A 14,105-nucleotide genomic window follows, 5' to 3' on the forward strand; every position below is an offset into this window, starting at 1 on the left:
TTGAAATATTTTTTCAAGCGCTTTCGAGCGGCTTGCCGTTTTTGACGGCTCAGTTATAATACCACAGCCGCAAGCCCAAAGTCAACACCTTTTTTCAATTTTTTTCGAAAAAGTATCACTTTGTTAATATGCTGCTCTGTTTGTCCTATTTGTATAGGAAATCGGGCCTTACAGGCCCAGCAGCAGGGCCAGCTGGGCCACGGTGTCCAGCGGGTGGGTGGAATGTTTTTTCATGAAGTCGCGCACCGGCTCCACCTCGCAGCCCCAGCCCGCAAAGGCAAAGGGCACGTCGCAGCTTTTCGCCATCTGCCAGCCGGGCTTTAAATCGTCCACCATTAAAAGCTCCTGTGGCGCAAGGCCGTAATGGCGCATGATCTCCTCCAGCGCATAGGGGGCGGGCTTGCGTTTTTGGGGCGGCAGATCCCAGCCGAACACCAGCTCCGGCTCGAAGCCGCAGTGCACCCGATAATCTCGCCGGATCATCTCCTCGCTGGAATGGCTGGCCACACAGATGGTTCCCCCTGCCTCCCGATAGCGGCGCAGCAGCTCGGCCATGCCCGGGAACATGGGCGGCACATGGGTGCTGGTCCACTGCTTCCAGACCTTCTGCTCCACCAGCATCTCCTCATCGGTCAGGTGCAGCATGTCCCGGCAGATAGCCTCAAAGCCCGGCTCGAAGTTATACAGCACATACTCGTGCAGGCTCCAGTTCACCTCCGGGCGCAACAGCTTCATGGCGTCCAGAAAGGCCGGGTAGTGGACGGTGGGTGTGCTGGCCACCACGGTATCGTCGTGATCCAGCACCAGGCAGGGCAGGCAGGCCATATTCGTTCCCCCTTATATCGTAATATATAACGTATTATAGCAGACCGGCCCCGCCGGGGCAAAGCAAAACCGCCCGGACGGGGCTGTCACTCCCCCGCCAGGCGGCTCCTTAGTCACAATATCAGCCTGTCAGAGCGAAGGACCGCACAGAGGTCCCCAGGTTTCCCAGCCGGCCAGCAGCTGATCCGCCTTGTGGCAGTCGCTGGAAAAGACCAGCCGCGCCCCCCGGCCCCGCATCGCTTGAAGCAGCCAATCGGCCGGGTAGGGCTGGGTGCGCCAGCCCTTGGCCACCGCGCCGGTGTTCACCTCGAAGGCCACACCCTCCCCTGCCAGCCGGTCCAGTGCGGCCAGCGCCGCCGCCCGGTAACGGGGGTGAGCTTCGTCGAACAGCACACCGCTCTCGTTGAACTTGGCAATCAGGTCGAAATGGCCCACGATGTGGCACCCGGTGCGCCGGTGCACATCCGCCAGGGTGGCGAAGTAATCCTCCGCGAAGGCATAGTAATCCCCGCCGTAGTGGTCGGCCACAATGCCCTGCTGCCACTGGGGGTCCTCATCCACCGGCAGGTACTCCCCATGGCGATAAAGATAATGCACCGAGCCGATGACAAAATCGTACCCTTCGGCGGGCTGTTCCGAGTAGTAATCCTGCTCGATGCCCAAGAGAATCCGCAGCCGGGGCGCATATTCCGCCTGCAGCCGCCGCACCCGTTCTTTATACTCCCGGGTGCCTGCAAGGCTCATGCAGTACCGCTCGTCAAAACCGGTGTGGCTGTGGCCGGAAAAGCCCAGCGTTTCGCAGCCCGCCGCCAGAGCCGCCGCGGCCAGCTCCTCGGGGGTGTTGTCGCCGTCGCAGAAGGTGGTGTGGGTGTGCAGATTGTAGGGTCTCATGAGGTCATCTTTTCCTGCTTGACCTTGTGGTCGATGATGTGACGGCTGGCCAGCTCGTCCCGCACGTCCTCCACGGTGATACCCATCTGCACCATGAGCACCATGGCATGGTAGGCCAGGTCCGCCAGCTCATAGATGGTCTCCTTCTTGTCCTCGGCCTTGCCCGCGATGATCACCTCGGTACATTCCTCGCCTACCTTTTTCAGGATCTTGTCCAGACCCTTCTCGAACAGGTAGGTGGTGTAGGAGCCCTCGGGCCGGTCGGCGTTGCGCTGACATAAAAGGTCATACAGGCCCTCCAGCGTGAAGTCGCCCCGCTCGTCGCTCTGGAACAATACGTCCTCAAAGCAGGAGTCATTGCCCAGGTGGCAGGCTGGGCCATCCTTTTCCACCAGCACCAGCAGCGCGTCCCGGTCGCAGTCGGCGGTGATGCTCACAATGTGCTGGTAGTTGCCGCTGGTCTCGCCCTTGAGCCACAGCTCCTGACGGGAACGGCTCCAGAAGCAGGTGAGCTTTTTCTCCATACTGATGGCCAGGCTCTCGGCGTTCATGTAGGCCACGGTGAGCACCTTGCGGCTTTTGGCGTCCACCACCACCGCCGGGATCAGGCCCTTTTCGTCAAATTTCAGGTCTTGAATGTTCAGCATATCTTATCGCCTCACTATGATGTCGTTTTCCCAAAGGGTCTGTTTCAGGTCCGGAATGGCGATCTCGCCGAAATGGAACACCGAGGCCGCCAGGCCCGCGTCCACACTGGGCACCTTTTTGAACAGCTCCACAAAATCCTGCTGGCTGCCCGCGCCGCCGGAGGCGATCACCGGAACCGGCACCGCCCGGCAGACCTCGTCCAGCAGCTCCAGATCAAAGCCCTGCTTCACGCCGTCGGTGTCAATGGAATTCACCACCACCTCGCCCGCGCCCAGCTCCACGCCCCGGCGCAGCCAGCCAATGGCCTCGATGCCGGTATCCTCCCGACCGCCCTTGGCGAACACCTGGAACCGGCCGTTCACCCGCTTGATGTCCGCCGAGAGCACCACGCACTGGTTGCCGTAGCGCTTCGCGGCGCGGCGGATCAGCTCCGGGTCCCGGATGGCGCCGGAGTTCACGCTCACCTTGTCGGCGCCGCATTTAAGCACCCGGTCAAAACCCTCCAGCGTGTTCACGCCGCCGCCCACGGTGAGGGGAATAAAAATCGTCTCCGCCACCCGGCAAAGGATGTCGGTAAACAGCTTGCGCCCCTCGGCGGAGGCGGTGATGTCGTAGAACACCAACTCGTCGGCTCCGCTCTCGGAATAGTACCGGGCCAGCTCCACCGGGTCGGATACATCCGACAGCCCCTTGAAGTTCACGCCCTTCACCACCCGGCCGTCCCGCACGTCCAGGCAGGGGATGATTCGTTTTGTGATCATTTCGCCGCCTCCAGTGCATCGGCCAGGTCCACTGCGCCGGTGTAGTAGGCCTTGCCCAGAATGGCCCCGTAGAGATTCATCTGACGCATGGCTTTGATGTCATCCAGACTGCTCACGCCGCCGGAGGCCACGATCTGCAGGCCCTGCCGTTTGGCGAGACTGCGGTACAATTCCAGATTCGCGCCCCGCATGGCCCCGTCCCGGGAGATGTCGGTGCAGATCATGGTGGAAACACCCAGGCCCTGCATCCGGTCGAAGAAGGCTTCCGCGCCCTCGTCGCTGGTCTGCTGCCAGCCCCGGATGGCCACCTGGCCGTCCCGCAGGTCGGCTCCAACGGCCACCCGCTCGCCCCAGGTAGCGAGGGCGTTCCGCAGAAAGTCCGGGTCGGTGACGGCGGCAGTGCCCAGAATCACCCGGCTCACCCCGTTTTCCAGATAGGCGCGGGCAATGTCCATATTCCGGATGCCGCCGCCCACCTCCACAAACAGGCCGGTCTCGGCGGCGATGCGCCGGATCAGCTCCAGATTGGGGGTGGTGCCGTCCCGTGCGCCCTCCAGGTCCACCAGATGGATGTGAGTGGCGCCGGTGGCGGCGAATTGTTTGGCCAGAGCCGCCGGGTCGGGGCTGTACACGGTCATCTGCCGGTAATCGCCCTGATAGAGCCGGACCGCCTGCCCTTCATACAGGTCGATGGCCGGAAACAGGATCATGCTTTTCCCTCCTCTTCACAAAAGGCCCGCAGGATGGCAAGGCCCACCGGGCCGCTCTTTTCCGGGTGGAACTGGCAGCCCATCACGTTCCCCTTCTGCACCATGGCGGTGATGGGGATGCCGTACTCCGCCGTGGCCACCAGACTGTCGGCGCAGCCGTCGGCGTAATAGGAATGAACAAAGTATACGCAGTCGCCGGGCTTTACGTCCCGCAGCAGCGGGCTTTCGGCCACCGGCTGCAAGGCGTTCCAGCCAATGTGAGGGATTTTCAGCTCCGCCGGGATGGCTCCCTCCATGGGCACCACCCGCCCGGCCAGCAGGCCCAGGCCCTTGTGGCGGCCGTATTCGAGACTCTCCTCAAAGAGCAGCTGCATGCCAAGGCAGATGCCCAGCACCGGCACGCCCTTTTTCGCCTGCTTTATCACCAGCTGGTCCAGTCCGGTGGCCCGCAGCTTGTCCGCCGCGTCGCCGAAGGCGCCCACGCCGGGCAGCACCAGCTTGTCCGCCTGTTCCAGAACGGCGGGGTCGGCGCTTACCTGCACCTGGGCCCCAACACAGCGCAGGGAGGAGCAGAGGCTGAACAGGTTGCCCACTCCATAATCAATTACGCCGATCATTCACAGCACCCCTTTTGTGGATGGAATTTCCCCGGCGAACTCCGGGTCGATGGCCACTGCCGCCCGCAAGCAGCGGGCCGCGGCCTTGAAGGCCCCCTCCATGATGTGGTGGGAGTTGGCTCCGGCCATCTTCTGCAGATGCAGGGTCAGCTGGGCCTGACGGGCAAAGGCGATCCAGAATTCCTCGAACAGCTCGGTGTCGAAGTCGCCCACCTTCTGGGTGGGGATCTCCACCTGGCCATAGTAGCCGCCCCGGCCGGACAGGTCCGCCGCCGCCAGAATCAGGGTTTCGTCCATGGGCAGCAGGGACTGGCCGTAACGGCATACGCCCCGCTTGTCGCCCAGGGCCTGCCGGAAGGCGTCACCCAAGCAGATGCCCACGTCCTCCACCGTGTGGTGATAGTCCACGTAGGTGTCGCCGGTGCAGGTCAGGTCCAGATCGAACCGGCCGTGCCGGGCAAACAGCACCAGCATGTGGTCCAGAAAGCCGCAGCCGGTGGCGCAGCTGCCCTTGCCGGTGCCTTCCAGCACAAGGCGCAGGGAAATGTCGGTCTCGGCGGTGGTGCGTTTGATCTCTGCCGTTCTCACTGGGCTGCCTCCTTTTCAATTTCCTTGACGGTGTTCACAAACCGCTCCATCTGGGCTTCGTCGCCGATGGTGATGCGGATAAAATCCCGGGTGCGGGGGGCATCGAAATGCCGCACCAGCACGCCCTTCTGGCGCAGGGCCTGATACATGGCCCTGCCGCCCATCGCGGGAGAAGCCGCGAACAGGAAGTTGGTCTTCGAAGGCAGCACCCGCCAGCCCATGGCCTCCAGCTGCCCGGCCACATCCTGCCGGATGGCGGCGATGCGGCGGCAATTGTCCATGTAATAGTCGTCCTCGGCCAACGCGGTCTCGCCCGCCGCCAGCGTCATCCGGTTCACGTTGTAGGGGTTGGTGGAATAGCGCAGGGTCTCCAGATCGGCGATCAGCGCCTCGCAGCCGATGGCAAAGCCCAGCCGGGCCCCCGCCATGGAGCGGGATTTGGAGAAGGTGCGCACCACCAGCAGATTGTCGTACCGGTCCAGCAGGGCGGCGGCGCTCTCGGCCCCGAAGTCCACATAGGCCTCGTCCACGATCAGCACGCCGTCCGGGTTGGACTTCAGAATCGCTTCGATGGCGTCCAGCCCCAGGGCCAGACCGGTGGGGGCGTTGGGGTTGGCGATCACCGTCACCCCGTTTTTGCCGAAGTAATCCGCCGGGTCGATGGTGAAATCCTCTTTCAAGGGAATCACCTCAAAGGGCAGACGGTTCTTGGCCGCGAACACCGGATAAAAGCCGTAGGTCACATCCGCGAAATACAGGGGCCGTTCCTCCCCCGCAAAGGCGCAGAAGGCCAGGTCCAGCACCTCATCCGAGCCGTTGCCCACCATGATGTTGGCGGGCTTCACCCCGTAGTGCTCTGCCAGCGCACGGCGCAGCCCGGCGCACTGGGGGTCGGAATAAAGCTGCAGCTTGCCGCACTGGGCGGCCACCGCCGCCGCCACCCCCGGAGAAGGGGGAAACGGGGATTCGTTGGTGTTCAGCTTCAGGTAGTCCTGGTCCTGGGGCTGCTCACCCGGAGTATAGGGGGTGAGCGCCGCGTAGCGACTTGAAAAAAAACGGCTCATTGCTTTTTCTCCTCCAGCCGCACGGTGACGCTGTTGGCGTGGGCGTCCAGCCCTTCCTTGCGGGCGAAATAGGCCACCTGTTCGCCCACCTTCGCCAGCGCGTCAGCGGTGTAATAGGTAAACTGGCTCTTCACCACGAAGTCATCCACCGACAGCGCCGACGAGAATTTCGCGGTGCCGCTGGTGGGCAGGGTGTGGTTGGGGCCTGCGAAGTAATCGCCCAGGGCCTCGGGGCAGTTCTTGCCCAGGAAGATGGACCCGGCACAGCGCACCCGGTCCAGATAATCAAAGGGTGCGTCCACGCACAGCTCCAGATGCTCGGGGGCGATCTCGTTGGCAATGTCGATGGCAAGGTCCAGAGTTTCCGCCACGATGATCTTGCCGTTATGATCAATGGAGGCCCGGGCGATCTCGCTGCGGGGCAAAAGCGGAATCTGCCGCTCCAGCTCCGCCTGCACCGCCTTGGCCAGCTCGCCGCTGTCGGTGACCAGCACCGCGCTGGCCATTTTATCGTGCTCGGCCTGGCTGAGCATATCCGCCGCCACAACTTTGGCGTTGCAGCTGCCGTCCGCCACCACCAGAATCTCGCTGGGTCCGGCGATCATGTCGATGGCCACCCGGCCGAACACCTGCTTTTTGGCTTCGGCCACATAGGCGTTGCCGGGGCCCACGATCTTATCCACTTTCGGCAGGGTCTCGGTGCCGAAGGCAAGGCCCGCCACCGCCTGGGCGCCGCCCACCTTGAAGATGCGGTCCACGCCCGCGATTTTCGCCGCCGCCAAAATCACCGGGTTCACCTTGCCGTCCGCGCCGGGAGGGGTGACCATCACCAGCTGGGGGCAGCCCGCGATTTTGGCGGGGATGCTGTCCATCAATACGGTGGAGGGGTAGGCTGCGGTGCCGCCGGGCACATACAGGCCCACCTTCTGGATGGGCACGATCTTCTGGCCCAGCACCACGCCGGGCTGGTCGGCCACTACAAAGCTGTTGCGGCGCTGCTTTTCGTGGAAGGTGCGGATGTTCGCCGCCGCCTGACGCAGAATCTCCACAAATTCCGGCTCCACCGCCGCGAAAGCCTCGTCGATCTCGGCCTCGGTCACTTCCAGGTCGGTCAGGTCCGCCTTGTCAAAGCGCAGGGTGTATTCCCGCAGGGCCTCGTCGCCCCGGGCGGCCACCTGGGCCAGGATCTCGGTCACCGCGCCCTCCACATTGGAGGAGATGTTGTCCCGGGCAAAAATTTCGCTGTTTGGTACCTGGCCGTATTCATAAATGGGAATCATGTTACTTCACCTGTTCCTTCATCCTGGCCAGCATCTCTTCCAGCTGGCGGTTTTTGAATTTGAAGCTGGCCTTATTGGCGATCAGCCGGGCGCTGATGGGCAGAATGTCCGCCACCACCTCCAGGTTGTTTTCCCGCAGGGTGGTGCCGGTCTCCACAATGTCCACGATCACATCGGACAGGCCCAGAATGGGGGCCAGCTCTATGGAGCCGTTCAGCTTGATGAAATCCACATCCCGGCCCATGCCCGCGTAGTAGTCCGCCGCGATGGAGGCGAACTTGGTTGCCACCCGCAGGGTGCGCTCTCCGTCGTCATGGAAATCGCGGGGGGCGGCCACCGCCATCTTGCAGCGGCCCACATTCAGATCCAGCAGCTCATACACGTCCGGGTGATATTCCAGTAAAATATCCTTTCCGGCCACGCCCACATCGGCCGCGCCCCGTTCCACATAGATGCTCACGTCCGAGGGCTTGACCCAGAAATACCGGATGCCCTTTTCGGCGTTCTCAAAAATCAGCTTGCGGCTGTTTTCCCGGATGGCCGGGCACTCGTAGCCCGCCGCCTCGAACATGGCATAGACCTTTTCGCCCAGGCGGCCCTTGGGCAGCGCGATGTTCAGCATGGTTTCCCCTCCTTGTCCAGCCGGATGCATTCCTGATACCGCAGCTTGGGCGGCACCGCCTTCTGGGCGCTCACGCTCTTGCCCTCGGCGCGCAATTGTTGCACCGCCGCCGCCACCGCTGCCGCGGGGGTCTCGTTTTCATAGAGCAGCAGCACCTGCACATCCCATTCCGGGCGGGGGCTGCGCAGCTGGTCCAGCCGGTCCAGATAAAGGGCGAAGCCCACCGCGCCCTGGCTGCGGCCCATCCGGCGCACCAGCCGGTCGTACCGGCCGCCCGCCAGCACGCTCTGGCTCAGGCCCTGCAAAAAGCCCCGGAACACGATGCCGTTGTAGTAGTCCATGTGGTTGACCACCGAGAAGTCCAGCACCACTTCGTCGCCCAGACCCGCCGCGTCCAGCAGGGCGCTCAGCTGATCCAGCTCGGCCAGCGCCTCGCCGGCAATGTCGCCGCAGAGCGCCCGCAGCTTTTGCAGCGCGGGGCCCCGGCTGCCGTAGATGGTGACCAAACCTGCCAGCCGCCGGGCACATTCCGCAGGCACGCCTTTTTCTTCGCAGATGCGGGCCAGATCGTGGGCGTTTTTCTGGGAGAGGGCCTCCAGCGCGCTGCGCCGGAATTCCTCGCCGCCACCCGCCGCCTCCAGCAAGGCGGAGACAACGCCCAGATGGCTGATCTCCAGCACATACTCCGGGCCGATGAGCGCCAGGCTCTTCGCCGCCAGCTCCACCACTTCGAACACATCGTAGCCATCCACGTCGCCGATGCACTCCAGCCCGGTCTGCATGATCTCCTTGAACTGGCCCGACCGGCGGGACACCCGGTACACATTTTCGTTGTAGCACACCTTGCGCTTGCAGCCGGGGTTCTCCTCGCCCTTTTGCAGGATGGAGAGGGTCACGTCCGGCTTAAGGGCCATCAGGCGGCCGTTGGTGTCGGTAAAGGTGATGACCCGGTCGCTGAGCAGGAAATCCTTGTTTCGGGCATACAGCTCGTATTCCTCGAACCGGCTCATTTTATAGGGCAGGTACCCGTAGCTCTGGTACAAAGCCCGCAGGGCGATCACCGCCCGCTCCTCGTTTTTCAGCAGCTGGTCGTTTTGCATCCCGGCTCGCCTCCCTGTTTTGCTTTATCATGATAATGTAATACTATAAGGAAGTATACAAGACAAACCGTCCTCCTGTCAAGAGCAATTGGGCGTTTTTGCAAAAGAAAAAGGCCCCCGCAAAGCGGGGACCGAAAAAGACAAATCAGTGATTTTCCGCGCGCAGCACGAAGTAGCCCTGGGGATGGTCGCAGACCGGGCACTTGGCGGGAGCGTGGGTGCCGATGTGGATGTGGCCGCAGTTGGTGCAGATCCAGACCTGCTCGGTCTCACGGGCAAACAGCTTGCCCTCTTCCAGCAGCTTGGCCACCTCGCGGTAACGTGCCTCGTGCTCCTTCTCAATGTCGCCCACCATGGTGAACAGGGCGGCGATGCGGTCGAAGCCCTCTTCCTTGGCGGTGGCGGCAAAGCTGGCGTACATGTCGGTCCACTCGTAGTTCTCACCGGCAGCAGCGTCGGCCAGGTTGGCCAGGGTGCCGGGAACCTCGCCGTCGTGCAGCAGCTTGAACCAGATCTTGGCGTGCTCCTTCTCGTTGTTGGCGGTCTCCTCGAAGACGGCAGCAATCTCGTTGTAGCCTTCCTTCTTGGCCTTGGATGCGTAGTAGGTGTACTTGTTGCGTGCCTGGCTCTCACCGGCAAAGGCGGCCATCAGGTTGGCTTCGGTCTTGGAACCCTTCAGATTCATGACAAACTCCCTCCAATAAAGTAAGAATATTTTTTATTACAGCGCCCGAGGGCGCTATCTTCTGTTGTTTTTCCTTGGGGCAGCACCACACAATTCACGGCGAACGCCTCAGGCGGCGTATCCCGCCAAAATTTTCTGTGGAACTTTCCAAAAATGCTCGCGGGGCCACCAAGGCTTGCCTGCGCTTTTTGATTCATTCCGCAAAAAATTTTCCGGCGTGCTCCACCACCTGGAATTATGTGGTGCTACCCAAACTCTATCATGTTGGCGTGCATTTGAAAAGTGACTTTATCACATTGGATAACCGGAACGCGCCGCCGCCTCTATCCTATGCGGAAAAGCCGGTCACTGTTCCCGCTCGCACTGGCGGGAAATGCGCTTGAACAGCTTCACCGCCTTGTCCACCTGCTCCTGGGGGATGCGCTGGCGAAAGCCCACCATGCTGTGGGCCACAAAGGGCGCGGTGTGGCTAAAGCTGGTCATGCCGATGAAGTATTGCAGGTAGGGGTTTTCCCGGATCATCTGCACGGTCTGCCGGTCGGAAAGCTCCAGCGCCTGGCGGATGACCAGGCTGCCGAAGGCCATGCGCAGGGGCAGCGCCTGATTGCCTGCCCGGCCGAAGTTGCCCGCATAGTGGCGCTCCATCTCCTGCCAGTCGATCTCCTTCGCCAGCTTCACCCAGCGGTTATTCTCATCCAGTGTTCCCCCAAAGGGCTGCACATAGTCATAAAGGGTCATCTGTGATTCCGCCATATCATACATAACCCGCCGCCTCCTCTTTTTTGGACTGCATTACTTTTATTATTGTAGCATAAAATCAAAGAGAAAAGCCAGTGCGCAGGCGGCAAAAATGCACCTTTCAGCAGGCGGCAAAAATGCACCTTTCAGCCCATTCGGGCAAACAAAAAAGCACCGCCTCCAAAAGGGGACGGTGCTCATGCTCAAAACACAGTGTGCTTTACAGGCAGATTAAACCTGAGAAGCTGCAACAGCGCAGGCCACGGTGGCGCCAACCATGGGATTGTTGCCCATACCGATCAGGCCCATCATCTCCACGTGAGCGGGCACGCTGGAGGAGCCGGCGAACTGAGCGTCGCCGTGCATACGGCCCATGCTGTCGGTCAGGCCGTAGGAAGCGGGGCCGGCAGCCACGTTATCGGGATGCAGGGTACGGCCGGTGCCGCCGCCGGAAGCAACGGAGAAGTACTTCTTGCCGTTCTCGATGGCCCACTTCTTGTAGGTGCCGGCAACCAGGTGCTGGAAACGGGTGGGGTTGGTGGAGTTACCGGTGATGGAAACCTCAACAGCCTCAGCCTTCATGATGGCAACGCCTTCCAGAACGTCGTTGGCACCGTAGCACTTAACAGCAGCGCGCTCGCCGTCGGAGAAAGCCTTCTCGCGAACAACCTTCAGCTCGCCGGTCTTGAAGTCGTAATCGGTCTCCACGTAGGTGAAGCCGTTGATGCGGCTGATGATGTAAGCAGCATCCTTGCCCAGGCCGTTCAGGATAACGCGCAGGGGGGTCTTACGAGCCTTGTTGGCGGTGCGGGCGATACCGATGGCGCCCTCAGCAGCGGCGAAGCTCTCGTGGCCAGCCAGGAAGGCGAAGCACTTGGTCTCGTCGCTCAGCAGCATGGCGCCCAGGTTACCGTGACCCAGACCAACCTTGCGCTGCTCGGCAACAGAACCGGGGATGGTGAAAGCCTCCAGGCCCTCGCCGATGGCGGCGGCGCACTCGGCGGCGTTCTTCAGGCCACGCTTCACAGCGATGGCGGTGCCCAGGGTGTAAGCCCAAACGGCGTTCTCAAAGCAGATGGGCTGAACGCCCTTAACAATAGCGTCGCAGTCGATGCCCTTGGCGAGGAGCATCTCACGGCAAGCGTCCAGGGATTCCAGGCCGTTGGCCTTCAGGCATGCCTCGATCTTGGGCATGCGGCGATCCATAGATTCAAAAGTAGCCATAATGTTTCTCCTCCTCTCTTATTCTTCGCGGGGGTCGATGTACTTGGCAGCGCCATCGAACCGGCCGTAGGTGCCAATGTTCTTCTCGAACGCGGTCTTGGGGTCCTCGCCGTGGCGGATGGCTTCCAGCATCTTGCCCAGACGAACGAACTGGTAACCGATGACCTCGTTGTTCTCATCCAGAGCGGTCTTCAGGATGTAGCCCTCGGTCAGCTCCAGGTAACGAACGCCCTTGGCCTTGGTGGAGAAGATGGTGCCGGTCATGCTGCGCAGACCCTTGCCCAGGTCCTCCAGGCCGGCGCCGATGGGCAGGCCGCCCTCGCTGAAGGCAGTCTGGCTGCGGCCGTAAACGATCTGCAGGAACAGCTCGCGCATGGCCACGTTGATGGCGTCGCACACCAGGTCGGTGTTCAGGGCTTCCAGGATGGTCTTGCCGGGCAGGATCTCGCCGGCCATAGCGGCGGAATGGGTCATGCCGGAGCAGCCGATGGTCTCGACCAGAGCTTCCTCGATCACGCCGTTCTTAACGTTCAGAGTCAGCTTGCAGGTACCCTGCTGAGGGGCGCACCAGCCCACACCGTGGGTCAGGCCGGAAATATCCTTGATCTCATAGGCCTTAACCCAGGCGCCCTCCTCCGGGATGGGGGCGGGGCCGTGATGGGGGCCTTTGGTCAGAGGACACATACGCTCTACTTCATGAGAATAGGTCATAATAGTACTCTCCTTTGCTCTCTTTGTAAGCTTGTTGCGGATTTCACAACATCTACCTTTTCATTATAAATAGGGGCGGGTGGTTTTGCAAGGCGTTTTTCCATTTTGTTCGGCCAAAAAATTGCACCGGCCTGCCTGTTTTGGGGCGGCACTGGATTTTTGTGCGAATTAAATCGTCATTTCGTACAAGGAAATTGTAATTTCATTGTTGCACATGCACAAAGGCAGTGCTATAGTATAGGTGCACGGGCGGCAAGGCCTGTGTGTGGGAGAAAGTATTGGCAAATGCCAGATCTGGCGGGCCGGTGCATGGGATGCGCCGGGGCCCGCACAAGGGAAAGTGAGGAATCCGTTTTATGGATCGTATCAGTCTTCATAATTTCAATGTTCGTGATTTCAGCGAGATGCTGGCCTCCTGCAAGGGCGACGTTTACATGATCACCCCCGAAGGCGACCGGCTGAACCTGAAGAGCAAGCTGTGCCAGATCATCGGCTTCACCGCTCTGATCCAGGGCGGCCAGATCGCCGAGGCCAAGTTCGAGTGCTCCGAGCCTGAGGACGAGGCCAAGCTCTACCGCTTCAACCTGTTCGGCGACACCAAGGGCTAAACAGCACGAATCAAACGCAAGGGCCGCGCACCGTGAGGATACGGTGCGCGACCCTTTTTTGTTTTTTCCGGTCAGTTGGTGCCGATGCTCATGGTCTCGGGCAGAGTGCTGCCGCCGTCGATCACGATCTGGCTGCCGGTCAGATAGCTGGACTCATCGCTGCCCAAAAAGGCGAACAGCTCGCCCACCTCGATGGGCTTTGCCAGCCGGCGCATGGGCACGCCCGCCGCGATGGCCGCAATGGCGGCTTCCGGGTTTTCGGGATTGGATTCCACCGCCATCTTTTCCACCATGGGGGTGCGGGCATAGCCCAGCTGGGAGCAGTTCACCCGGATGTTGCGCCCGGCGTACTCCACCGCCAGGCACTTGGTCAGGCCCACCAGCGCGGCCTTGGTCAAGGCGTAGGCGGCCTCGCCCGCGTCGGCCACGATGTCGCCGGTGACCGAGGAGGCGATCACGATGCTGCCGCCGCCCTGCTTCAGCATATAGGGGATGACCGCCTTGCAGGTGTTCCACACGCCCTTGATGTTCACGTCGATGTGGAAATCGCGGGTGGCGTCGTCCATCTCCTCAAAGGGGGCCAGGCGGCAGACGCCCGCGTTGCAGCAGGCAATGTCGATGGCGCCGAAGGCCTCCGCGCCCTTCTTGGCCGCCTCGTCCATCTGGGCCCGGTCGGCCACGTTGGCCACCACGGTGATGATCTGGCTGCCGTACTCTTTGCGCAGCTTTTCGGCGGTCTCCTCCACCTTGGGGTCCAGGTCCACCAGAACCATCTTCGCGCCGTATTTTGCGTAGGCGGTGGCAATGCCCTCGCCCAGTCCGGCCGCCGCGCCGGTGATCAGTGCCGCCTTACCATCCAGTTTTGCCATGGGGAATCGCTCCTTTACAATTATAATGCGGCGGGCCCTCGCGCCGGGCCCGCCCGGTTACCTTCACCATAGCATCCCGGGCGGGGCGCTGTCAACCGGCTGGTTTTCTTCTTTTTCGCCGGGCCTGGAACACAGCAGAAGGGGCGCCGTATACACGGCGCCCC

Annotated in this window: 18 protein-coding genes; 1 reads left to right on the forward strand and 17 read right to left on the reverse strand. The window is 61.7% G+C overall.

Translation table 11 applies throughout. The features are described from left to right. Window positions 1-168 precede the first annotated feature (168 nt). From PH256_RS14740 to PH256_RS14815, 16 genes are all read right to left on the reverse strand, one after another. Complete coding sequence (locus PH256_RS14740) at window positions 169-825, reverse strand: HAD family hydrolase (protein WP_270914770.1); 657 nt, start codon at window positions 823-825, stop codon at window positions 169-171. Window positions 826-954: 129 nt separating this feature from the next. Next, window positions 955-1,716, reverse strand: coding sequence for a histidinol-phosphatase HisJ family protein (locus PH256_RS14745; RefSeq protein ID WP_270914771.1), 762 nt, complete (start codon window positions 1,714-1,716; stop codon window positions 955-957). Beyond that, the gene (gene hisIE / locus PH256_RS14750) at window positions 1,713-2,363 is read right to left on the reverse strand and encodes a bifunctional phosphoribosyl-AMP cyclohydrolase/phosphoribosyl-ATP diphosphatase HisIE (protein ID WP_270914772.1); all 651 of its coding nucleotides are present in this window, start codon (window positions 2,361-2,363) and stop codon (window positions 1,713-1,715) included. The genes PH256_RS14745 and hisIE overlap by 4 nt, the downstream gene beginning before the upstream one ends. 3 nt (window positions 2,364-2,366) lie before the next feature. Then, the gene (gene hisF, locus PH256_RS14755) at window positions 2,367-3,125 is read right to left on the reverse strand and encodes an imidazole glycerol phosphate synthase subunit HisF (RefSeq protein WP_270914773.1); all 759 of its coding nucleotides are present in this window, start codon (window positions 3,123-3,125) and stop codon (window positions 2,367-2,369) included. Continuing rightward, entirely contained in the window at window positions 3,122-3,835 is a 714-nt protein-coding gene (gene hisA / locus PH256_RS14760; RefSeq protein WP_270914774.1) for a 1-(5-phosphoribosyl)-5-[(5-phosphoribosylamino)methylideneamino]imidazole-4-carboxamide isomerase, read from the reverse strand. The genes hisF and hisA overlap by 4 nt, the downstream gene beginning before the upstream one ends. Then, window positions 3,832-4,452, reverse strand: a complete 621-nt coding sequence (hisH, locus tag PH256_RS14765; protein ID WP_270914775.1) for an imidazole glycerol phosphate synthase subunit HisH — start codon at window positions 4,450-4,452, stop codon at window positions 3,832-3,834. Before hisH ends, hisA begins: the two co-directional genes overlap by 4 nt. Continuing rightward, window positions 4,453-5,040: an imidazoleglycerol-phosphate dehydratase HisB gene (gene hisB / locus PH256_RS14770; RefSeq protein ID WP_087184976.1), complete on the reverse strand. Its 588-nt coding sequence runs from the start codon at window positions 5,038-5,040 to the stop codon at window positions 4,453-4,455. Continuing rightward, window positions 5,037-6,104, reverse strand: coding sequence for a histidinol-phosphate transaminase (hisC, locus tag PH256_RS14775; RefSeq protein ID WP_270914776.1), 1,068 nt, complete (start codon window positions 6,102-6,104; stop codon window positions 5,037-5,039). The genes hisB and hisC overlap by 4 nt, the downstream gene beginning before the upstream one ends. Further along, window positions 6,101-7,384, reverse strand: a complete 1,284-nt coding sequence (hisD, locus tag PH256_RS14780) for a histidinol dehydrogenase (protein ID WP_270914777.1) — start codon at window positions 7,382-7,384, stop codon at window positions 6,101-6,103. Before hisD ends, hisC begins: the two co-directional genes overlap by 4 nt. A gap of 1 nt (window position 7,385) precedes the next feature. Continuing rightward, window positions 7,386-8,006, reverse strand: coding sequence for an ATP phosphoribosyltransferase (gene hisG, locus PH256_RS14785; protein ID WP_087184973.1), 621 nt, complete (start codon window positions 8,004-8,006; stop codon window positions 7,386-7,388). Continuing rightward, window positions 8,000-9,106 (reverse strand): ATP phosphoribosyltransferase regulatory subunit, encoded by a 1,107-nt coding sequence (locus PH256_RS14790; RefSeq protein ID WP_270914778.1) that lies wholly within the window; start codon window positions 9,104-9,106, stop codon window positions 8,000-8,002. The genes hisG and PH256_RS14790 overlap by 7 nt, the downstream gene beginning before the upstream one ends. A gap of 145 nt (window positions 9,107-9,251) precedes the next feature. Continuing rightward, window positions 9,252-9,791 carry a rubrerythrin gene (gene rbr, locus PH256_RS14795; RefSeq protein ID WP_058962667.1) on the reverse strand — a complete coding sequence of 180 codons (540 nt, stop codon included), beginning with the start codon at window positions 9,789-9,791 and terminating at the stop codon, window positions 9,252-9,254. Further along, the gene (locus PH256_RS14800; RefSeq protein WP_270914779.1) at window positions 9,788-9,988 is read right to left on the reverse strand and encodes a hypothetical protein; all 201 of its coding nucleotides are present in this window, start codon (window positions 9,986-9,988) and stop codon (window positions 9,788-9,790) included. Before PH256_RS14800 ends, rbr begins: the two co-directional genes overlap by 4 nt. A 148-nt stretch (window positions 9,989-10,136) precedes the next feature. Beyond that, the gene (locus tag PH256_RS14805; protein WP_270914780.1) at window positions 10,137-10,544 is read right to left on the reverse strand and encodes a transposase; all 408 of its coding nucleotides are present in this window, start codon (window positions 10,542-10,544) and stop codon (window positions 10,137-10,139) included. A gap of 216 nt (window positions 10,545-10,760) precedes the next feature. After that, entirely contained in the window at window positions 10,761-11,753 is a 993-nt protein-coding gene (locus tag PH256_RS14810) for a GGGtGRT protein (protein WP_087184970.1), read from the reverse strand. A gap of 18 nt (window positions 11,754-11,771) precedes the next feature. Beyond that, window positions 11,772-12,464 carry an iron-sulfur cluster assembly scaffold protein gene (locus PH256_RS14815; RefSeq protein WP_087182457.1) on the reverse strand — a complete coding sequence of 231 codons (693 nt, stop codon included), beginning with the start codon at window positions 12,462-12,464 and terminating at the stop codon, window positions 11,772-11,774. A 356-nt stretch (window positions 12,465-12,820) separates the two neighbouring features. Between PH256_RS14815 and PH256_RS14820 the strand changes: the two genes are divergently transcribed. Further along, window positions 12,821-13,072: a hypothetical protein gene (locus tag PH256_RS14820; protein ID WP_058962671.1), complete on the forward strand. Its 252-nt coding sequence runs from the start codon at window positions 12,821-12,823 to the stop codon at window positions 13,070-13,072. 71 nt (window positions 13,073-13,143) lie between these two features. Here PH256_RS14820 and ucpA read toward each other — a convergent pair whose 3' ends face one another. Then, the gene (ucpA, locus tag PH256_RS14825) at window positions 13,144-13,941 is read right to left on the reverse strand and encodes an SDR family oxidoreductase UcpA (RefSeq protein WP_270914781.1); all 798 of its coding nucleotides are present in this window, start codon (window positions 13,939-13,941) and stop codon (window positions 13,144-13,146) included. Window positions 13,942-14,105 lie beyond the last annotated feature (164 nt).

Origin of the sequence: Allofournierella sp. CML151, assembly GCF_027853465.1 — a bacterium.
Lineage (GTDB): Bacteria > Bacillota > Clostridia > Oscillospirales > Ruminococcaceae > Allofournierella.